The 19,330-nt window shown below is 71.7% G+C and carries 18 protein-coding genes; 5 read left to right on the forward strand and 13 right to left on the reverse strand.

All coding sequences use genetic code 11. The annotated features are described in order from the left end of the window. Entirely contained in the window at nt 1–1,932 is a 1,932-nt protein-coding gene (locus tag G4D86_RS23565; protein ID WP_163996244.1) for a tetratricopeptide repeat protein, read from the forward strand. A 3-nt stretch (nt 1,933–1,935) separates the two neighbouring features. Here G4D86_RS23565 and G4D86_RS23570 read toward each other — a convergent pair whose 3' ends face one another. The 3 genes from G4D86_RS23570 to G4D86_RS23580 form a co-directional block, all read right to left on the reverse strand. After that, on the reverse strand, nt 1,936–2,784 hold the full coding sequence (locus G4D86_RS23570) for an EamA family transporter (RefSeq protein WP_163996245.1): 849 nt from the start codon (nt 2,782–2,784) through the stop codon (nt 1,936–1,938). A gap of 175 nt (nt 2,785–2,959) precedes the next feature. Next, complete coding sequence (locus G4D86_RS23575) at nt 2,960–3,811, reverse strand: type 2 periplasmic-binding domain-containing protein (RefSeq protein WP_163996246.1); 852 nt, start codon at nt 3,809–3,811, stop codon at nt 2,960–2,962. A gap of 149 nt (nt 3,812–3,960) precedes the next feature. Beyond that, nucleotides 3,961–5,598, reverse strand: coding sequence for a hypothetical protein (locus G4D86_RS23580; RefSeq protein ID WP_163996247.1), 1,638 nt, complete (start codon nt 5,596–5,598; stop codon nt 3,961–3,963). Nucleotides 5,599–5,910: 312 nt separating this feature from the next. On the opposite strand from G4D86_RS23580, the gene G4D86_RS23585 reads away from it, so the two are divergent. Continuing rightward, nucleotides 5,911–6,792 (forward strand): fatty acid desaturase family protein, encoded by an 882-nt coding sequence (locus tag G4D86_RS23585; protein ID WP_163996248.1) that lies wholly within the window; start codon nt 5,911–5,913, stop codon nt 6,790–6,792. A gap of 1 nt (nt 6,793) precedes the next feature. Here G4D86_RS23585 and G4D86_RS23590 read toward each other — a convergent pair whose 3' ends face one another. The 8 genes from G4D86_RS23590 to G4D86_RS23625 all read right to left on the reverse strand — a co-directional run bounded on the left by G4D86_RS23590 (nt 6,794) and on the right by G4D86_RS23625 (nt 13,949). Next, on the reverse strand, nt 6,794–7,276 hold the full coding sequence (locus G4D86_RS23590) for a hemerythrin domain-containing protein (RefSeq protein ID WP_163996249.1): 483 nt from the start codon (nt 7,274–7,276) through the stop codon (nt 6,794–6,796). A gap of 70 nt (nt 7,277–7,346) precedes the next feature. Further along, entirely contained in the window at nt 7,347–8,000 is a 654-nt protein-coding gene (locus G4D86_RS23595) for a hypothetical protein (protein ID WP_163996250.1), read from the reverse strand. Next, nucleotides 7,997–8,839 (reverse strand): ABC transporter permease, encoded by an 843-nt coding sequence (locus G4D86_RS23600; RefSeq protein ID WP_163996251.1) that lies wholly within the window; start codon nt 8,837–8,839, stop codon nt 7,997–7,999. Before G4D86_RS23600 ends, G4D86_RS23595 begins: the two co-directional genes overlap by 4 nt. Beyond that, a complete protein-coding gene (locus tag G4D86_RS23605; RefSeq protein WP_163996252.1) occupies nt 8,836–9,303 on the reverse strand; it encodes a hypothetical protein in 468 nt (155 codons plus the stop codon). Before G4D86_RS23605 ends, G4D86_RS23600 begins: the two co-directional genes overlap by 4 nt. Then, nucleotides 9,290–10,168 carry an ABC transporter ATP-binding protein gene (locus G4D86_RS23610; RefSeq protein WP_163996253.1) on the reverse strand — a complete coding sequence of 293 codons (879 nt, stop codon included), beginning with the start codon at nt 10,166–10,168 and terminating at the stop codon, nt 9,290–9,292. The genes G4D86_RS23605 and G4D86_RS23610 overlap by 14 nt, the downstream gene beginning before the upstream one ends. After that, the gene (gene nosD / locus G4D86_RS23615) at nt 10,158–11,492 is read right to left on the reverse strand and encodes a nitrous oxide reductase family maturation protein NosD (RefSeq protein WP_163996254.1); all 1,335 of its coding nucleotides are present in this window, start codon (nt 11,490–11,492) and stop codon (nt 10,158–10,160) included. Before nosD ends, G4D86_RS23610 begins: the two co-directional genes overlap by 11 nt. 41 nt (nt 11,493–11,533) lie before the next feature. Further along, on the reverse strand, nt 11,534–13,507 hold the full coding sequence (gene nosZ / locus G4D86_RS23620; RefSeq protein WP_205519700.1) for a Sec-dependent nitrous-oxide reductase: 1,974 nt from the start codon (nt 13,505–13,507) through the stop codon (nt 11,534–11,536). A 34-nt stretch (nt 13,508–13,541) separates the two neighbouring features. Continuing rightward, nucleotides 13,542–13,949 carry a c-type cytochrome gene (locus tag G4D86_RS23625; protein WP_163996255.1) on the reverse strand — a complete coding sequence of 136 codons (408 nt, stop codon included), beginning with the start codon at nt 13,947–13,949 and terminating at the stop codon, nt 13,542–13,544. Nucleotides 13,950–14,237: 288 nt separating this feature from the next. On the opposite strand from G4D86_RS23625, the gene G4D86_RS23630 reads away from it, so the two are divergent. Continuing rightward, nucleotides 14,238–16,544 (forward strand): nitric-oxide reductase large subunit, encoded by a 2,307-nt coding sequence (locus G4D86_RS23630; RefSeq protein WP_163996256.1) that lies wholly within the window; start codon nt 14,238–14,240, stop codon nt 16,542–16,544. A 186-nt stretch (nt 16,545–16,730) separates the two neighbouring features. Here G4D86_RS23630 and G4D86_RS23635 read toward each other — a convergent pair whose 3' ends face one another. After that, nucleotides 16,731–17,369, reverse strand: coding sequence for a hypothetical protein (locus G4D86_RS23635; protein WP_163996257.1), 639 nt, complete (start codon nt 17,367–17,369; stop codon nt 16,731–16,733). 67 nt (nt 17,370–17,436) lie between these two features. Between G4D86_RS23635 and G4D86_RS23640 the strand changes: the two genes are divergently transcribed. Both G4D86_RS23640 and aat read left to right on the forward strand, forming a co-directional pair. Further along, on the forward strand, nt 17,437–18,267 hold the full coding sequence (locus G4D86_RS23640; RefSeq protein ID WP_240360435.1) for an LEA/WHy family protein: 831 nt from the start codon (nt 17,437–17,439) through the stop codon (nt 18,265–18,267). Nucleotides 18,268–18,279: 12 nt separating this feature from the next. Further along, complete coding sequence (aat, locus tag G4D86_RS23645) at nt 18,280–18,984, forward strand: leucyl/phenylalanyl-tRNA--protein transferase (protein ID WP_163996259.1); 705 nt, start codon at nt 18,280–18,282, stop codon at nt 18,982–18,984. Nucleotides 18,985–18,998: 14 nt separating this feature from the next. Here the strand turns inward: aat and G4D86_RS23650 are convergent, their stop codons facing one another. After that, the gene (locus tag G4D86_RS23650) at nt 18,999–19,301 is read right to left on the reverse strand and encodes a hypothetical protein (RefSeq protein WP_163996260.1); all 303 of its coding nucleotides are present in this window, start codon (nt 19,299–19,301) and stop codon (nt 18,999–19,001) included. Nucleotides 19,302–19,330: the final 29 nt, after the last annotated feature.

Here is a 19,330-nt window from a genome sequence, read left to right on the forward strand (position 1 = left end):
ATGTCGACGACCGCCGGCTTCCTCGTCCTCCAGTTGCTGACCGCGCAGGCTCCCGCGCCGGACGCGGCGGCCCTCGAGCGCGCCGCCGCCGTGGAGAGCGCGCGCCTGGAGCAGTCTCCCGAGGACTCGGACGCGCTCTACCGGCTGGGCACGGCCTTCCTCGCGCTCAACAAGCCGAAGAAGGCGGTGGAGCCGCTGACGAAGCTGGTGGAGCTGGAGCCGGACCTGGTGCCGCCCAAGCTGGCGCTGGCCCGCGCGCTGCGCCTGTCGGGTGACGCGGAGAAGGCGCGCACGGTGCTGGACACGTCCATCGCCGCCTTCCCGGAGGACTCCACACTGCGCGCGGAGCGGGGCCTGCTGGCGCGCGTGCTGGACGAGTCGGACGTGGCCATCAGCCAGTATTCGGTGGCCTCGGAGCTGTCCCCGCAGGACGCGGAGCTGCGCTTCAACCTGGGCGAGGCCCTGCAGCGCGCCGGCCGCACCGACGACGCCATCGAGTCCTACCGCGAGGCGCTGAAGCTGGACTCCAAGCTCAACGTCGCCCGCGTCAACCTGGGCAAGGCGCTGGCGGAGAAGGGCCTCAACGCGGAGGCCAAGGAGACGCTGCGCGAGGCCACCCGCGAGAAGTCAGGCGACACGGAGGCGCACTACAACCTGGGCGTCATCCTCATGAGGGAGAACGACCTGGCCGGCGCCATCGCCGAGTACCAGCTCACGCTCGCCGCGGAGCCGAAGCACGCACGCGCGCACAACAACCTGGGCGTCGCGGTGAACGAGATGGGCGACCCGCGCAAGGCTACCGAGTCCTTCCTCAAGGCCATCGCCGCGGACCCGAAGTACGCCGAGGCGCACTTCAACCTGGGGCTCGCGTACTTCCAGCTCGGCGACAACGTGCGCGCCACCAAGTCCTTCGAGAAGGCGCTGGTGCTGGAGCCGCGCCGCGCCAGCGGGCCGTACACCCAGCTGGGCCACCTGTACCTCGCGCAGGGCAAGAAGAAGCAGGCGGTGGTGGCCTTCCAGAAGGCGATTGAGAAGAGCACCGAGGACGGGAAGAAGACGCCGGAGGCGTACCAGGGCCTGGCGCGCGCGTACCTCGGGCTGGGCAAGGCCGACGAGGCGGTGGCTACGCTGAAGACGGCGGTGGAGGCCTTCCCCAAGGACGCGAGCGCCCGGGCGGCGTACGGCGACGCGCTCAAGGCGAAGGGTGATCTGGAAGGCGCCATTGCCCAGTACGAGGCGGGCGTGGAGCTGTCGCCCACCGTGGAGTACCGGCTGGCGCTGGCGGACGCGTACGCGAAGAAGCGGGTGAGCGCGAAGGCGAAGCCGCTGTACGAGGCGCTGCTGAAGGAAGAGCCGGGCAACCGCGTGGCGCAGCTGGCGCTGGCGGACCTGCTGATGGCCATGGGCGACTACGTCACGGCGGAGGGCCTGCTCAAGCCGAAGGAGGGCGAAGAGCCCGACACCGCGGCGCTGGCGCGGCTGGGCATCGTCCACTCGCGGCGCGGGCGGCCGGACCTGGCGGTGACGGAGCTGGAGGCGGTGGTGGCGAAGGACCCGGCGCAGCTGGAGGCACGGGCCGAGCTGGGCTTCCTCTACCTGCGCGGCGGTGACGGCGCGAAGGCGAAGAAGGTGCTGACGGCGGTGCTGGCGGTGGAGCCGCGCAACGCGCTGGGGCTGCTGTACCTGGGCCACGCGCTGTACCAGCAGGGCAACGCCAAGGACGCGGAGAAGTCCTTCCGCGGTGCCACCCAGGTGGACCCCAACTTCGCCGAGCCCTACAACGCGCTGGGGCAGCTGCTGGAGAACTCGAAGCGCCCGGACGAGGCGAAGCAGGCCTACGAGACGGCGCTGAAGCTGCAGCCGGACCATGAGGATGCGAAGGCCGCCCTCAAGCGGATGACGACGGCGGCGGCAGCGGCGCCGGCGCCGTAGCACTCAGCCCGGCACGCCCAGCAGCACCGCGCCCACCGCGACGAGCGCCGCGCCCGCGAGCTGCCTCCGCTCCAGCCGCTCGCCCTGGAGCGCGGCGAGCCCCAGCGCGAAGGCGATGGAGGTGTTGCGCAGCGTCAGCACCACGCCCGCGCCGCTGCTTCCCAGCGCGGACAGCAGGAGCGCGAAGGACAGCGTGCAGACGATGCCGGTGAAGACGACGAGCCCGGGACGCACCACCGCCTCCCGCTTGAGCGTGCTCCAGCCGAGCTTCCGCACCCGCTCCAGCACGAGCACCGGCAACGCGACGAGGAGCCCCGTGGCGAACAGGGCCGGTGGCTGCGCGCCCTCGCCGAGCGCCAGCTTGTAGCTCAGGTGGTAGCCGGCGATGCACACCGCCGCCAGCGCCGCCCACGCCACACCCGTGGCCGCGGGGCCTTTCGGAGGGGACAGGTTCATCACCACCAGCCCCACGCCCAGCAGCACCGCGCCGGACACCATCCACACGGACACGGCCTCGCCCAGCCACAACACGGACACCGGCCACACGAGCAACATGGCCCCGCCGCGAGACACCGTATACGCGAGCCCCAGCGGCGCCTGCTTCAGCGCCCGGGACAGTGACGCCAGGTAGATGCTCTCGCAGGCCCCCGCGCCCAGCGCCCACGTGAGACCGCGCACCGTGGGAAACGCCTCCCCTCGCATCCCCAGCGTCCACAGCGCGCCGCACACCACCGCGACGGTGATGACGCTCACCACGCCCACCTCGGGATTCGGGTGCCGCTTGAGCAGTGCGTTCCACGAGGCATGGAGGAAGGCGGACGACAGCACCAGCACCAGCGCGACGGTCTCCAACGCGACTCCTCCACGACGACGGAGGCCCGTGTCTAACCCGGATGTCTCGCGTGTGCAGGCTCGTCGCGGCACCGGGAAAGCGATTCACGGCTGTGCTGCCGGAGGCAGGCCGGGAGTGTGCTGTTCGGAAATGTCAGGCTCCGCGAGGTCGAGCTGCTGGAGGCGTCATTTCCTCTCAGTGCGACGGCTCACCGGTGTCGTTCGTGGGAGAGGCCTCACCCATCATGAGCGAGGGGGACAGCACGGGGCCTTCTGGCACGGGACGCGGCCCGGCGGTGAGCGTGCGTCCGAAGGCGTAGCGCTCCTCGGCGTGGGCACCGAAGGATGTGCCCTCGGCATGTGCCACCAGGACCAGGTCGTCCATGGGTGGCGCACTCGTCCCGAAGGTGACGACGTACGCGACGGTGCGGACGTCCCCGCCCGGGCCTTCGGGCACGGTGAAGTCCTCGGGCCCTTCGAGGAGCGCCGCGTCGCGCGGCAGCAAGATGCGCACGGCCACTGGCGCCCCGAACCCCATCCGCCGCTCCACCTCCGCGAGGAGTCGCACGCGTCCGGCGGATGATTCCACCACCGACCAGCCCACCCGCATCGGCGCGGGAATGCGGGCGGTGAGCCCGGACAGCGAGGCACTGTGAGCGTGTGTCTCGGCATGGTCGTCCGGCGCGCCGGCATCCGGCGGCGGAACTTCCTCTGCGGTGCCGCCCTTCCACGCGGCGGCGTGCCTTGCCCTCGCCTCCGCGCGAGCCCCCTTCCGCTCGCTTCGAGTGAAGGAGGAGACCTCGGCCTCGGACGCGGCGGCTTCCACCGGCTTCGCGGCCTTGGTGCGCGGCACCTCCGGAGTGGCTCGCGCCTTCGCATCCACGCGGCTCCGGATCCTTTCCCCTTGGGAGAAGGGCGGCGGCAGTTCGGGCCGCTTCCGCGCCTTGCCTCGGACGCGCTCCACGCCGGAGGCCACTCCCGCGGACAGCGCTCCCGCGAGCGCCAGGGCGAGCACCACGCCCGCGATTCTCCGTCGCGTCAGGAGCATGGGAGCACCTCCTGGAGGGAGTACGGACGCAGCGGAGTTCGTCGCGTCAGGAGCACGAGGGAACCTCCCGGAGAGGGTTCGGGCACAGCGGGGTTCGTCGCATCACTGGCAGCACGAGACCTCACACGGGAAACACGGAGTCATCACGCTCACCGGCACAGGGGCGCATGACTGGGGTACGGGAACGCCACGGCGGGCTCGGTGGCCAGGTCCATCACCGAGCGGGGAAAGCCGCGGCACATCAGCGCGTCCAGGAAGTCCGCGAGGCACGGCGCGGAGTCGTCCGTCTCCTCCACATCCACCGTCTTCCCGTCCTCCATCCGCCAGCGGTGTCGCAGGTAGCCCCGCGCCCACGGCGAGGCATTCATCGCGGGCGCGGCGAGCGCCTCGTACAGCGGCTGCCGTGACGCCGTGCCCCCGCCGAGCCGGTAGAGGATGGCGGCCACCTCGTTCTCGTCGATGCGCTGGAGCAGGCCGTCCCCGGGCTTCGGCCGCGTCCACGTGCCCGTCGCGGGCGCGCGCGTCGCCAGGTCCACCCAGAACATCGTCCCGCCCTGCCGGTCGTAGTAGCGCGAGCTGTTGCGCGTGTCCGAGCTGAACCACGTGGCCCAGCCCTCGCTCCACGCCTGTCCGGGGAAGGTGGGCACGCCGATGAAGTGGGGACCGCCCTCCTCCGGGCTGCTGCCGTGGCTGGCCATCACCCAGTGCCCCAGCTCGTGCAGCACCATGGCCTCGGACCACCAGGCCGCGTCCGCATCTCCGGGCAGCCACACCTGCGCCTCCCACCTGCGCCCCGCCGCCGTCACCGGCCGGGGCGAGAAGCAGGCCCCGCAGGACCACGTAGTGCCGAAGCCGAGCCACGCCACCACCGGCAGGCCCGGGCTTCCGTAGCGCTCCCGCGCGCGGTGCCACGCCAGGCGCAGCGAGTCGAACACGGCCGCGGCGCCCGAGCCATCTGACTCGCGGATGCTGAACACCGGCCGCTCCACCAGCGCCTGCGTGGAGCGAGACCAGCTCCAGATGCGCGCCGACGCGCCCGGCACCGCGGGCACGCGCTGCTCGCCGGACAGCGCCGGGTCGGCCACCGCATAGTCCACCGTGGCGGCACTGCTCCGCCCGGCCGCGTAGACGACGATGCGGTCCTGCGACTGCACGCCGGACGGCACCCGCACGGTGAAGTGCCCGTCGAAGTCCGTCACCTCCATGTCCACCAGCGTCTCGCCCCGGTACGACGCGACGAGGAAGCCGCCCGCCGGCACCCACTCCGCCTCCGGCGTCCAGTCATGGAACGAGGCATCGGGCCGGCGGCGCGCGTAGCGCACGTTGCCGCTCAGCGTGTTCCCCGGCGCGCCACACCAGCCCCGGCGCCCCGCCTCCACGCAGCCCGCCGTGCACTCCCGCGAGCGCCAGCGCCCATCCACGCACGCCTCCAACCCTCCGGACGCCGCGCAGCGCGTGACGCCGTCCACGCACGCCGCGCCCTCCTCGCAGCGGGCTCCGGCCTCCTCCTCCACGCACGCCTCGCCTACGGCACAGTCCTCGCGCAGGAGCATGCCCAGCAGGCACCGCTCCACCACGCGAGTCCCCATGCACCGGCCGCCCTCGGGCAGGGATGAGCAGTCAGTGGTGGCGCGCATCGCCTCTGCCGGCGCATCGGCGCACGCCTGCTCGAGGCACGCGGCGTCATCCTCCGCGCACGAGGCCTCGCACGGCTCGCCGCCCTGCCCCGGCCCGCAGGCCAGCATGAACAGCACCAGGACCCAGGACGCCCGCCAATCGAAACGCAACGCCGTGGAACCTCCAGCCCCGCCTATCCCCGTCAGGGCTCGCGCAGGACAGCACGCGCCGCGCTCGGCATGGCAGGACCGGGGAGGCCACGGGTCCCCTGCCCGCTCGCTGCTGCCCCTCGGAGATGTCCTCCGACCGACACGCGGCGGCCCCTGCCGCCTGCCTGCCTGCTCCTCGCGTCGCACGTTCGCGAGGCGACGCGTGCGCACCGGGTCAATGTCCGCCACCGGGTAGCCGGGGACCCCGTGGGCTCGCGCTTCCGCCATGTGTTGTTAGAGTCGGCCACTGATTCACCGTCAGGGAGGGGGCTCATGACCAGGACCGACACACAGGCCTCGCGAGTGGACCCGCGGTTGGACCTCCCGAGCATGGGCGTCCATGCGCTCTGGGCCGTGTGGCTGGCGACGACGGCCGTGCTCTGGAGCGGACTGGCCATGCCGGCGCGCGTGGGTGCCATGGTGCTCGGCTGGGCGCTGATGTTCTGGAACTACGCCGTGCTGCACAACCACATGCACGTGCCCATCGCGAAGCCCCGGGCGCTCAAGTGGGTGGTGTCGCGCACGCTGGGACTGGCATGTGGCTTCGCGTATCGCGGCTACTACCTCCACCACTTCAACCACCACCGCTACAACGACGGCGACGGGGACTGGGGGCGCCGCCACCCGGGCGAGGGCGCGCTGCGCTACTGCGTGCGCTGGGCGCTGACGCCGTGGTTCTGGCCCTTCGACGCGGTGACCAAGGTGTGGGGCGCGTGCAAGACACGCGGGCAGAAGGCGGAGCTGGTCATCGACTTCGCGGTGGTGGACGGCACGCTGCTGGCGCTGACGCTGTGGCAGCCGTCGCTCGGCCTGTCGCTGCTGGGCACGCTCATCTTCACGCAGACGTGCATCCACTACCTCAACCTCGCGGCGCACCTGGGCGCGGATGCGCGGGAGCGCTCGCGGCTGGCGGTGACGTCCACGTCGCCCTTCTACAACCGCTGGTTCTTCAACGCCGGCTACCACCAGGCGCACCACCTGAAGCCGCAGACGCCCTGGCGCGCGCTGCCCGAGGTGACGGAGGGACTGGAGCGCCAGGGACAGCTCCCCGCCGAGCTCCAGACGGACGTGTCGCCCATCAGCCCCGCCTGGGCCGCACAGGTCGTCAGCCGCGTGGGCGCCACGCCCCAGGCCACGCCCGGGACGAGCACGTAGCCTACGGCTTCACCTGCGCGGTGAACGCACCGAGCAGCTCGCGCCGCTCCGCCTCGTCCGTCACGCTGTCGAGCGCCGGGAAGAAGTACGTCTCCTCCCGAAGCTCGTGGTGGTGCGAGAGGTGCTTGAATGTCGTCTCCGCGTCCAGCAGCCGCAGCACGGCGCGCTTGAAGCCCGCGGACTCCGGCTCCAATGCGCGCAGCTCCGCCCGGAAGCGCGCGAGGAACTCCAGCAGCCGCTGGTGCTCACCGGTGAAGAGGTCCGGCGAGGCGCCCCGGATGCGGCCCGCCCGCGCGAAGACGGGCAGCAGCAGCGCTTCCTCCGCTTCGAGGTGCCGGCGCAGCGCCGCCTCGTAGCCGTCGAGCCGCTCCGTCGCCAGCGCCACGTCCAAGTCGAGCAGCGCGTCCTGGTGCTGGAGGAACCGCTCCTCCAGCTCGCGGTGGAGTGAGGCCAGGCTGGCGAAGTCGGAGAACGGCGGGCTCATGGGGGCGAAGTCCTGCCGAACCTTCGCCGGAGGTGCGTGGCGGCGCAACCCTCGCGAGGCAGGCGTGCGTTCACGCCTGGAGGAACAGCAGGGACGCGGACGCGCGGGTTGCGCGCTGCCGTCCCACCGCCAGGTGCCACACCGTGAGGGCGACAAGGCCCGTGGCGAAGAGGCCGAGGTACAGGCTGCCCAGGGCCGGGTAGCTCGTCGTGGTGAAGTTGGCGATCTGCTTCGAGCCCAGCAGCACGGGCATGAAGGGCTCCACCTTCACGGGAGCGCGCGGAGAGAGGTCATGCCCGAAGACGTACAGCTTGTAGGCGAAGCGCCCCATCCCGAAGAGGGACACGTAGGCGGTGAGGACCGTCAGGTCCAGCAGCGAGCGCACGTTGCCCAGCGCCGCCACGCGCAGGGCCATCAGCGCCAGCGCGCCCACCGCGAAGGGGAGCCAGTCCAAGTCGGACAGCGCTGCCCGGTCGATGGGGTGCATGCCGATGTAGTGGTTGAGCGTGTTGATTTCCTGGATGTGCTGCCCATCCCCGCCGCCCTCCAGCTTGTAGGACCAGATGTTCATCGACAGGCCGTCCGGGTACTGCGGCGCGCTCAGGTCGATTCGCCACAGCGGCGCCGAGAAGGTGAGCAGCAACGGGACGACGAGCAGCGCGAGCACCACGCGGGCCCGCTCGAAGAGGGGTTGGTCGAGGAAGGCATGGAACTTCGGTGTCATACGAGGTCACTCCTCTGGAAGCGCCGCAGCGCATGGGCCCACGCGCCGAGCCCCACGGCCACCGGCCAGAGCGTCCCCACCGCGAAGAGCCCGGCGCCGCCCAGCCGGTTCGCGAGGAAGAAGCCCACCGGCCCGAGCACCGAGAGGTCCGGCGTCACACCCGACAGCAACGCCATGCGCGCCGCCTGCACCGGGTTGAGGGCGGCCAGCAGGAACACCGTCCGCGGGTCCAGCCGCCACTGGAGCATCAGCCCCACCAGCCCGAAGTCGATGAGCGCCACGCCCAGCGCCCACAGCGTGAGCAGCCAGATCATCGCCCGCGCCTGGCTGCGCACCAGCGTGCTCACCGCGATGCCCAGCCCCACGAAGGCCAGCAGCAGCGCGGCGCACACCGCCACCGCCCGCAGCAGGAAGCCCCACGGCACCCCCTGTCCGAAGGCGAGCTGGCCCAGCAGCGACATCCCCAGCATCAGCACCACCAGCGGCACCACCAGCGCCGTGTAGCGCACCCCGCTCACCGCGACGAAGAAGGCCCCCCGGCGCACAGGCAGGCTGAAGAGCAGCTCCAGCGTGCCGTCCTCGCGCGCGCGGTTCACCACCTGCCCCGTCGCCGTCAGCGCGAGCAGCGGCAACAGCAGCACCAGCGCGTGACAGAAGGACAGCAGCACCCGTCCCATGCCGGAGAAGCCCAGCAGCGACGACTCCCGCAGCCCCACCAGCACGAAGGCCCCGGCCAGCAGCGCGTACACCGCGCCGCAGAACACCATCCACCGCGAGCGCAGCACCTCGGCCAGCTCCAGCCGCGCCACCGCCGCGACCTCCCGTGTGAGCGACGTCATGGCGTGCCCTCCCGTGCGTCCCGCTCGCGGCGCAGCCCCGCGAGCACCTCGGCGGGGGCACGCGCCCCGGGCACGCCCGCCTCCACCGCGCCCACGCCGTAGCCCATGGGCGTGGGGCTCACCGGCACGAAGGCCACCCGCGCGCCCGGAATCCACCGCTCTTCGCGCACGTGGTGGAACCACGCCGCGTGGACGCGGGGGTGCGTCTCGGCCTCGTAGCGCAGCAGGCAGCCCGGGTCGTCGAAGTGGAGCACCCGCCCGTCCACCAGTTGGAGCTGGGCGGCGAAGGCGGGCTCGCCCACGTGCATGCGGCAGTGCGCGCACGCCTCGCGGTCCCACGCCACCGGCGCCGGCCCCTCGGGCAGCCGCTCCGTCCACGACACCGCGAACGCCAGCCCGCCCACCATTGCCAGCACCACCACCCCTCGCCGCAGCCACCGCCAGGGGTGCCTAGTCGCCGCCATGGGACACCTCCACCGTTTCCACGTCCCGCACCCGCAAGTCACTCATGCCGCGCCCCAGCTCGTGCGCCAGCTCGGGCACCAGCTCCCGCTTCTCCGCCTGCGACAGCGTGCGCACCCACCAGCCGCGCAGCCCCGTGCGGAAGCCGCGCGCCTCCAGCCAGCCGGCGGCCTCCGCCGAGCCGGTGGCCACCTCCACCACCGCCAGCCCCCGCCCCGCGAGGAAGTCCTCCGCCGGCCCGTCGTACGTGACGCGCCCGTCGTCCAGGGACACCACGTGTCCGGCGAGGTGCCGCAGCTCCTCCAGCCGGTGCGAGCACAGGACGAGCGTCCGGCCCGGGGCCTGCTCCTCGCACAGCGCGAAGAAGCGCTCGCGCGCCCGCGCGTCGAGGCTGGCCGTGGGCTCGTCCATCACCAGCAGGCTCGCATCCGACGCGAGCGCCAGGGCGATGAGGAGCTTCTGCTTCATCCCCCCCGACAGCGCGCGGAAGGGCCGGCCCCGCAGCGCGTCCACGTCCAGCTCCAGCCGCGCGGCGAGCCGGGCGATGGCCTCCGGGGCCAGCGCCCGCGTCCGGGCCACCAGGGCCACCACGTCCTCCACCGGCGCGCCCAGCTGCGGCGCCACCTGCGGCACGTAGGCCAGCCGGCGCGCCACCTCCAGCCGGTCCTCGAAGGGCGAGCGCCCGTCGAGCCGCACCTCGCCCTCGCACTCCACCAGCCCCAGCAGCGAGCGCAGCAGCGTGGACTTCCCGCTGCCGTTGGGGCCGATGAGGGCCACGCGCCGCCCGGAGGGCACCGACAGGGTGATGCCCTTGAGCGCCTCCGCGCCACCGAAGCGCTTGCGCACCGCCTTCAGCTCAATCCGCATGGCCGGCCTCCAGCGCCAGGGGCGCCATGCGCGGCGCCGTGTCCCGCAGCACCGGCTTCGGCGTGAAGAGGGGCAGCAACTCGCCCGCGGCGCGCACCAGCGACAGCGTGGGCGAGCCCCGGAAGAAGGCGAGGTCCGGGTAGCGGGCCACCAGGTCGCCGGACAGGCTGCGCAGCTCGTAGGGCACGTCCCCCACGCCGTCGGCGTCCCAGTCGTAGCCCGCGTAGTCGTCGAAGTCGTTGCCGCGCCACTCCACCTCCAGCGCGTCCCCGCCGCCCTCCACCTGCACCGGCGCGGCGTTGTCGCGGAAGCTGTTGCCGCGGAAGGCATTGCGCCGCTCGCTGCTGTGGAACACCACGCCCACCTCCCCCAGACGGAAGTGGTTGCCCTCGAAGACGTTGGCGTCCCCCTCCTGCAGCGGCGACGTGTCCAGGTACAGGCCCACCGTGTTGTGCACCAGCAGGTTGCCCACCGCGGTGACGTTGCCGCTCTCCTTCAGGCCCAGGCCCATGCCGGCCGCGCCCGTGGCCCCCGCCAGCACGTTGCGCCGCAGAACGATTCCGCGGCTGTACATGACGAAGATGCCCACCTCGTTGCCCAGGTAGTGGTTGTCCTCCACCACGTTGTCGTGGCTGTACATGAAGTGGGTGCCGTAGCGCCCGCCGGTGACGGTGTTGCGGCGCACGCTGTTGTGGCTGGAGTACCAGACCACCACGTCGCGCCCGGCCTCCACGAGGTTGTCCTCGACGCGCGAGTGCTGCGTCTCCCACAGCCGGATGGCGTCCCCGCGCATGCCCAGCGCCGGCCCGCCCGAGCCCACCACGTGGTTGCCGCGCACGGTGACGCCCTCCGCCCGCTCCGCCAGGATGCCGAACACCGCGTTGCGCACGGTGATGCCCTCCACCACCGCGCCGCGCCCGCGCACGTGGACGGCGGCGTCCAGCGTGTCGAACCGGCCGCCGCTGCCGTCCACGGTGAGCCCCAACAGCCGCGCGCGCTCCCCCTCCAGCCGCACCGTGGTGCCCTCGCCGGAGGAGCGCACCACCGCCTCGCGCGGCCCCCACAGCGTGACGCCCGCCGGCAGCCGCAGCGGCCCCCGGTAGCTCCCGGGCGCCAGGCACAGCGACTCCCCCTCGCGGGCGCCGTCGAGCAGGGGCTGCACGGCGGCCCCCGCCTCCACGGGCCGGCACCGCGGCGGGCGCGCGAGCGCGGCGGGGACGGTGCCCTGCCGCGCCACCTGCGTGGAAGCAGGCCGCGCGCAGCCGCAGAGGGCCACCGCGGCGGCGAGCGCGGCTCCGGCATGGCGATGGAGGAGGAAGGTCATGGCGTGTGGGAAGGCAGGAAGAAGAAGGTGGCCGAGGGCCCTCACTTCGGTTCGACGAGGAAGTAGCCCGCCATCTCGAGGTGCAGCGCCGAGCAGAACTCCGTGCAGTACATGGGGTACACGCCCGGCCTGTCGGCCACGAAGGTGACGTTGACGTGCTTGCCCGGCTCCAGGCTCAGGTGGATGTTCTGCGAGCCGATGGTGAAGCCGTGCGTGGCGTCCTTCGCCTGCTCGATGTTGGTGATGTGCAGGTGGACGGTGTCCCCCTCCTTCACGCGGACGATGTCCGGCGTGAAGTGGCTGCGCACCGCCGTCATGTAGACGTGGACGCCGTCCGCCCGGCGCTCCACGCGCTCCTTGCCGCCCTCCACCGCATCCGCGTCCTTCTGGTGCGTCAGCGCGTTGATGCCCGCGGGCTTGTAGATGTCGAGCGGGTGAATCTTGTCCGCCTTGATCATCTGCGCGTAGTGCGGCTCACCCAGGGGGATGGGGCTGTCGTAGAGCACCTGCATCTTCTGCCCGGTGGTGTCCACGAGCTGGAAGTTCTGCGGCAGCAGCGGCCCCACCGGCGCGAAGCGGTCGATGGCCCACTTGTTCATCGCCACCAGGAACTTCCCGTCCGGAGAGACGGTGTCCCCCTCGGCCGCCGCGAGGTGGCCGATGTTGTAGTGCGTGGGAATCTTGTCCACGAGCTTCAGGTCCTTGAGCGACCACTTGGCGACCTTGGACTCGATGAAGACGGACGTGTACGCGAAGCCCTCGTTGTCGAACTGCGTGTGCAGGGGCCCGAGGCCGATTTCGCACTGGCCGCGGATGGCCTCCTGGAACGGGAGGATGGGCACGCCGTACGGGTCCTTGCCCACCACCGTCCCGGCGGAGATGAGGGCCTTGATTTTTTCGAAGCTGAAGACGGTGGCGTGCGTGTCCAGCTTGCCGCCGACGACGATGTCCTTGCCGTCCGGCGTGACGTCCACGCCGTGCGGGCTCTTGGGCTCGGGCACGAAGTGGAGCAGCCCCTCCGCCACCACTGTCTCCAGCGGGATGACGCGCATGCCGGCAATCGTCTCCGTCTTGCCCGCCTTCACCACCGCCTCCGCCTTCCGCCAGGGGATGACGTGGAGGTAGTCCATGTCGTTCTGCGACACGCCGGACTCGAGCGGCGGGTTGCCCTCCAGGTTGCCGCCGTAGGCGCGCTCGGTGTTGATGGAGTTGATGAAGATGTAGCCGTCGCTGGCCAGCTTCCCCGCGTCCGCCAGGTCCTGCATGTAAGGCGGCAGCTCCATGGCCCACGACGCCTCGGGGTCGATGCGGCCCTTCGCGCGGTCGAACTTCCAGAAGATGACCGCGCCCCGGTACTCGTCGTTGAAGCGCTTCACGTCCGCGTACTTGCCGCCCAGCGGCGTGGGGTACTGGCTCGTCTCGATGACGTAGTCGGTGTCGGGGGTGACGAAGGTGGAGCCGTGCTCGCTCTCGATGAGCTCGCTGGCGACAATCTGCGTGGTGGCGAAGTCCTTGAGGGACACCACGGCGACGCGCGGGTTGGCCTTGTCGTTGACGAAGATGTACTGGCCGTCGTAGTCGCCCGCCGTCTCGGAGAGCGCCGGGTGGTGCATGTCGCCCCAGGTGAGCATCTTCCCGTCGCGGCTGCCCTGCTTCAGCAGCTCGGTCGTCTGGTCACCGTAGCCGTAGCCCTGCCACGGCTCGGGCGTGAAGACGCCGATGTACTTGAGGATGCGCATGCTCGGCACCCCCATGACGATGAGGTTGCCGCCGTGTCCGCCCGACGCGAACAGGTAGTACTCGTCGTGCTTGCCCGAGGGCGTGTACGTCTTCAGCGCGGCCACCACGTCCGCCTCGGACAGCCCGCGCTTCTCCATCATGTCCCGCAGCCCGGTGCTGCCCAGGCCCGCGGAGGCCGTCCCCGGCGGGCTCGCTCCGCCGCCGTTGGAGCCGCTGCATGCCAGCGCCATCAGCGCCGCGGCTCCGCACATCCACCCTGCTCTCCAGGTCTTCATGGCCATGTCCTCGCTCTCGCGTGGGGAGCTGCGGCTACTTCGCCGCGAGCCCCCGGATGTGCTCGCGCAGCCCGCGCACCACCGGCTTGTCCGCCAGGTCCGGGTTGGGGGGCATGGCGGGACTGCGGCCGACCGCGCCTCCGCCGTACGCGATGATTTTCTCGATGTGCTCGTCGCTCACCGCCGACTGCCAGGCCTTGTCCTGGAAGTTGCGCGGCGGCGGCGTGAGGCCCGCGGACGCGGCCCCGTCTCCCCCGCCCCGGGGCCCGTGGCACACCACGCAGCGCGAGTTGAAGACCTCCTCCGCCTCCTTGCGGACCGCGGGCGTGAGCGCGGACGCGGACGCGGGCGCCGCCGCGGCGACGTCCGGCGGTGGGCTCGAGGACGCAGCCCCCTGCTCGTTACACGCCAGGGCGCCCCACGCGGCACCTGCGGCGACCACCCCGGCCCAACCTCTTCTTCGTGCGGCGTTGCCCCACATCACGGACCTCCCGTTCCGAGCTGACTCGACGGAAGCTCCCCTGCTGCGACGGACGTGCCAGGACCCCTGCCCCCTGAAACAAGCATTCTAGATGCATGTTTTGCGCGACACCGGGGCGCGGAGCGCACGGACTGCACGGCCCGGAAGGCGAGCACGGGCGAGCCGGACGGAAGGCGCGCCTGGAACACCGCTTGCTCTGGGAGGGGTCGGAAGCCTCACCGCCACACCCCTTCTTCCGGAGTCGCCGTCATGAAACACAAGAAGCTCTGGGCGCTACTGGGCGCCGTCTTCTTCGCCTCGTTCTTCATCCTCGGCAGGGAGGGCGTGCACATCTCCCGGACGCTGCCGCCCATCCCCGGCAGGGTGGTGACCCCCGACGGCACCCTGCTCGTCGACGGAGCCTCCATCCAGCGCGGGCAGAATGTGTGGCAGTCCATCGGCGGGCAGCAGGTGGGCTCCATCTGGGGCCACGGCGCCTACGTGGCGCCGGACTGGAGCGCGGACTGGCTCCACCGCGAGAGCGTCTTCCTCCTCGACACCTGGGCGCGCGCGGAGGGCCTCACCGGCTACGACGCCGCCCCGGCCGAGCGGCAGGCAGCCCTGCGCGCGCGGCTGCAGGGCGTCATCCGCACCAACACGTATGACGCCGCCACGGACACCGTGACGATGGACCCGCTGCGCGCCGAGGCGTACCGCGCCAACGCCGCGCACTACGCGGACGTCTTCTCGAAGGGGCGACAGGCCTACGCCATCCCCGAGGGCGCGCTGACGGACGCCGCGAAGCTGAAGGATTTGGGGGCCTTCTTCTGGTGGACGAGCTGGGTGACGTCCACCAACCGCCCCGGCCAGACGGTGAGCTACACGCAGAACTGGCCGCACGAGCCGCTGGTGGCCAACGTGCCCACGACGGGCGCGTACCTCTGGACGTACCTCTCCGTGGTGCTGCTGCTCGCGGCGGTGGGCGCGCTCGTCTGGTACGTGAGCCGCAAGCAGGAGGAGGGCGAACAGACGCCGCCCGCGGAGGACCCGTTCTCCGGCCTGGTGCTGACGCCGAGCCAGCGCGCCACGGGCAAGTACTTCCTGGTGGTGGTGGCGCTGATGCTGGTGCAGGTGGCGCTGGGCGGAATCACGGCGCACTTCGGCGTGGAGGGCGAGGGCTTCTACGGCGTGCCGCTGGCGAAGTACCTGCCCTACGCGGTGACGCGCAGCTGGCACACGCAGCTGGGCATCTTCTGGATTGCCACCGCGTGGCTGGCCACGGGCCTGTTCGTCGGCCCGGCGGTGAGCGGGGTGGAGCCGCGCTTCCAGCGGCTCGGCGTCAACTTCCTCTTCGTGTGCCTGGTCATCATCGTCGCGGGCGCCATGGTGGGGCAGTGGGCCAGCGTGCAGCAGCGGCTGGGCGGAGACTTGTGGTTCTGGTTCGGCCACCAGGGCTACGAGTACGTGGACCTGGGCCGCTTCTGGCAGATCTTCCTGTTCGTGGGCCTGTTCGTCTGGCTGTTCCTCACCGCGCGCTCCATCTGGCCCGCGCTGAAGCGCCCGTCGGAGAGCCGGCCCCTCATCCTCCTGTTCGTCGTGTCCTCGGTGGCCATCGCCGCCTTCTACGGCGCGGGCCTCATGTACGGGCAGAAGAGCCACCTGGGCATGGTGGAGTACTGGCGCTGGTGGGTGGTGCACCTGTGGGTGGAGGGCTTCTTCGAGGTGTTCGCCACGGTGGTGATGGCGTTCCTCTTCGTGCGGCTGGGCGTGCTGTCGGCGCGGGTGGCCACGCCGACGGTGCTCTTCTCCACCGTCATCTTCCTGGCGGGCGGCATCATCGGCACCTTCCACCACCTGTACTTCTCCGGCACGCCGTCCTCGGCGCTGGGGCTGGGCGCCACGTTCAGCGCGCTGGAAATCGTGCCGCTGGTGCTGGTGGGCCGCGAGGTGTGGAGCCACCTGCGCCTGTCGCGCGCCCCGGGGTGGATGGAGCGCTACCGCTGGCCCATCCTCTTCTTCGTCGCGGTGGCCTTCTGGAACCTGGTGGGCGCGGGCATCTTCGGCTTCCTCATCAACCCGCCGCTGGCGCTCTACTACATGCAGGGCCTCAACCTGACGCCCGTGCACGGGCACACCGCGCTCTTCGGGGTGTACGGCATGCTCGGCATCGCCCTGATGCTCTTCACGCTGCGCATGGCGGCACCCGAGGCCCGGTGGCGCACGCGCACGCTGGCGTGGAGCTTCTGGTCTCTCAACGGCGGGCTGGTGCTGATGGTGGTGCTGTCCATGCTGCCCATCGGCATCCTCCAGACGCAGGCGGCCATCGAGCACGGCACGTGGTGGGCCCGCAGCGCGGAGTTCCTCCAGACGCCGCTGATGGACACGCTGCGCTGGCTGCGCGCCCCGGGCGACACCGTCTTCGCGCTCGGCGTGCTCTTCCTGGCCTGGTTCGTGGTGGGGCTGAAGACGGGCTGGTCGCTGGAGCCCACCACCACCGCGAAGCCCGAGCCGCTCGGGGAGAGCGCCGGGCCCGTGGGCCTCGCCGCACCGGCCCCCGTCGCCCTGCGGCGACGCTGAGGCCTGGAGGGGAACACCCCGGGGCAGGCCCCATGTCCCCGGGCGCGGGACGGGCGCGAGGCACCGCTTCCACGAGCGGCCCTCGCGCGCCTGGTTTCAGCCGGCAGCGCCCGCCACCCTCGGCGCGCGGAGCCGGCGCGAGGCGCCGCGTCAGGCGAAGCCGGCGGCCCCCCCCTCACGGAAGCGTCAGTGCACCTTGGCGCGAGCCTGCGCTTCACGGGCCGCGCGGGACTTGCGCGTCACCATGCGGGCGATGCCGTAGTAGAGCTGGTCCTCGGTGTACACGCGGCGCACGCGGCGGTGGGTGCCGGGGACGTACGCGGAGCCGGGGCGCTCCAGCCACTGGAGGACGCGCACCTCTCCGGTGTGGGCCAGCTCCGTGAGCAGCTCCGGCGGGCACAGCTTGAGGTAGCGGCGCACCAGCGGCCCGAGCTTGCGCGAGAAGGCCTTGCCCAGCACCGCGTGACGCCGGCCGGAGTGCAGCGTCCCGTCGAAGCGGCGCGACAGGTGGAAGAGCTCGTGCAGCACCGTCTCCACCCGGGCCTGGGCGGTGGAGGAGCGGAAGAATAGGGGCCGCAGGGTGATGCAGTACAGCATCCGCTTGCCGCGAATCCGGATGATGGGCTTGCGGCGGCCGGTGCGGTCCACGCTCTTGCCGCCCCGGAAGCACAGCGGCTTCACGGTGCCGCGGGAGGCCCGGCGCGCCTCGCCGGCCACCACCAGGATGCGGCCCGGCTTCACATGGCCGAACTCCGGCATCTTCGCCGCGATGTCCCGGATGAGGGTGCGAAGCGTCTTGTTGAAGTTGGGGCGGCGTCGGGCCACGAGTGGTGGACAGTCTAGCGGAAAAGTCCTTGGGTCGGTCCCCAGGCTGGCCACAATGTCTAACGCCATGCGCTCGACTTCGCCCCTCTTCCTGCTGTCCGCCCTGCTCACCCTGGGCCTGGGGTGTGCCTCCGCTCCGACGAAGCCCTCGGGGCCGGCCGTCCTCACTTCCCAGGAGACCACCGTCCTGTCCCAGGGCATCACCGAGGCCGCCGTGCGCTACCGCGCCCAGGTGGCCAGCCCCGCCCCCGCCGTGGTGGAGCGGGCGGACTACGAGCTCGTCTCGGACGGGCAGGTGGTGAAGACGGGCAGCGCGAAGCTGGACGTGCACCTGGTGCCGGGAGTGCCCGCGGACATCTCCTTCGAGGAGCGCGCCCCCTATGTGAAGAGCGCCGAGGACCTCGCCCGGCTGAGCACCCAGGGTGGCACGCTGCTGCTCGCACTACGGGGCACGCTGGTGGTGCGCTCGGGAGACCAGGAGGAGAAGGTCCCCTTCGCCGCCAGCCGCGCGGCCCGCGTGCCCCGCCTGCCCACGGTGGTGGTGGCGGAGCTGGACGGGGCGCGCTACTCGCCCGAGGAAGTCCAGATCAACCTCCGCCTGGGTGTGCACAACCCCAATCCCTTCCCGCTGAAGCTGGAGGGGATGACCTTCCAGGTCTCCGTGGCGGGGAAGAGCCTCGAGACAGGGACGCTCGCGCAGGCGGACAGTGTGGAGGCGTCCGCCACGGGGGTGTACCCGGTGGAGGTGGCGGTGACGAAGGACACCTACGGCCCGGACGTGAAGGCGCTCATCTCCAAGGGCGTGCTGCCCTACGGGGTGACGGGCGAGCTGACCGCGCCGCTGATGCGCGTGCCCTACTCGCTGTCCGGTGAGGTGAAGCTGAACGTGTCCCGGTAGAATGCCGCGCGCGTGCCCATCTACCTTCTGAGTGACGAGCACCCGGAGCTGTTCCCCCCTCCGGAGCGAGCCGACAAGAGCGGCGTGCTCGCGGTGGGTGGGGACTTGCGGCCGGAGCGGCTGCTCGCCGCGTACTCACGCGGCATCTTCCCCTGGTACAGCGAGGGGGACCCCATCCTCTGGCACTCGCCGGACCCGCGCTTCGTGCTGGAGCCGGACCGGCTGCACGTGGGCCGCTCGCTGCGCAAGACGATGGCTCGCGGCGCCTACGAGGTGCGCTACGACACGGCCTTCGCGCGCGTCATCGAGGAGTGCGGCCGCGCGCCGCGCCCCGGCCAGAACGGCACGTGGATTACCGACGAGATGCTGCGCGCCTACGTCACGCTGCACGAGCTGGGCTTCGCGCACTCGGTGGAGGCGTGGGCGGAGGGCGAGCTGAAGGGCGGCCTGTACGGCGTGTCCCTGGGCGCGGTCTTCTTCGGGGAGAGCATGTTCGCGCTGGCGCCGGACGCGTCGAAGGTGGCCTTCGTCGCGTCGGTGGAGCGCTTCAAGTCGTGGGGCTTCCAGCTCGTCGACTGCCAGGTGGAGACCGAGCACCTCGCGCGCTTCGGCGCGGAGCACTGGCCGCGAAAGCGCTTCCTCGCGGCGCTCGCCCGCGCGCTGAAGGAGCCCACCCGCCGAGGGAAGTGGACGGACCCGACGCCAACGCCGGCCTGAGCGCCGCCGCGGCCTCAGTGCCCGGAAGCAGCGGACGCGACGATTTCCTCGGACATCTGCCAGGTGAAGGCGAAGGGGACCCTGGAGCGCGCCGCGCCGGGAGTCCCCGCGGTGATTCTGCGCGCCTGAGCGGCCTTCCAGCCGAGCACTCCCAGGGACGCCAGCCCCAGGAGCACGGGGATGACGGTGAGTGCACGCAGGCCGCGCGGCCGGGGCGCGCCGAGCCCACAGGCGGAGACCGTCAGCAGGAGGGGAACGGGCAGCCGGCTCGAACCGAGCCAGGAACGGAGCTTCGCGGGGAGGGAGAGAGGGCTCATGGCCCTCAACGGTAGGGCGTGTGCCTGCT

Origin of the sequence: Pyxidicoccus caerfyrddinensis, from assembly GCF_010894405.1 — a bacterium.
Classification (GTDB): Bacteria; Myxococcota; Myxococcia; order Myxococcales; family Myxococcaceae; genus Myxococcus; species Myxococcus caerfyrddinensis.

What these genes read in the sequence shown, in the direction of transcription:
- G4D86_RS23565 (WP_163996244.1), top strand. Translation starts at nt 1, where the DNA reads ATGTCGACGACCGCCGGCTTCCTCGTCCTCCAGTTGCTGACCGCGCAG.
- G4D86_RS23575 (WP_163996246.1), bottom strand. Translation starts at nt 3,811, where the DNA reads ATGCTCCTGACGCGACGGAGAATCGCGGGCGTGGTGCTCGCCCTGGCG.
- G4D86_RS23585 (WP_163996248.1), top strand. Translation starts at nt 5,911, where the DNA reads ATGACCAGGACCGACACACAGGCCTCGCGAGTGGACCCGCGGTTGGAC.
- G4D86_RS23590 (WP_163996249.1), bottom strand. Translation starts at nt 7,276, where the DNA reads ATGAGCCCGCCGTTCTCCGACTTCGCCAGCCTGGCCTCACTCCACCGC.
- G4D86_RS23595 (WP_163996250.1), bottom strand. Translation starts at nt 8,000, where the DNA reads ATGACACCGAAGTTCCATGCCTTCCTCGACCAACCCCTCTTCGAGCGG.
- G4D86_RS23600 (WP_163996251.1), bottom strand. Translation starts at nt 8,839, where the DNA reads ATGACGTCGCTCACACGGGAGGTCGCGGCGGTGGCGCGGCTGGAGCTG.
- G4D86_RS23605 (WP_163996252.1), bottom strand. Translation starts at nt 9,303, where the DNA reads ATGGCGGCGACTAGGCACCCCTGGCGGTGGCTGCGGCGAGGGGTGGTG.
- G4D86_RS23610 (WP_163996253.1), bottom strand. Translation starts at nt 10,168, where the DNA reads ATGCGGATTGAGCTGAAGGCGGTGCGCAAGCGCTTCGGTGGCGCGGAG.
- nosD (WP_163996254.1), bottom strand. Translation starts at nt 11,492, where the DNA reads ATGACCTTCCTCCTCCATCGCCATGCCGGAGCCGCGCTCGCCGCCGCG.
- nosZ (WP_205519700.1), bottom strand. Translation starts at nt 13,507, where the DNA reads ATGAAGACCTGGAGAGCAGGGTGGATGTGCGGAGCCGCGGCGCTGATG.
- G4D86_RS23630 (WP_163996256.1), top strand. Translation starts at nt 14,238, where the DNA reads ATGAAACACAAGAAGCTCTGGGCGCTACTGGGCGCCGTCTTCTTCGCC.
- G4D86_RS23640 (WP_240360435.1), top strand. Translation starts at nt 17,437, where the DNA reads ATGCGCTCGACTTCGCCCCTCTTCCTGCTGTCCGCCCTGCTCACCCTG.
- G4D86_RS23650 (WP_163996260.1), bottom strand. Translation starts at nt 19,301, where the DNA reads ATGAGCCCTCTCTCCCTCCCCGCGAAGCTCCGTTCCTGGCTCGGTTCG.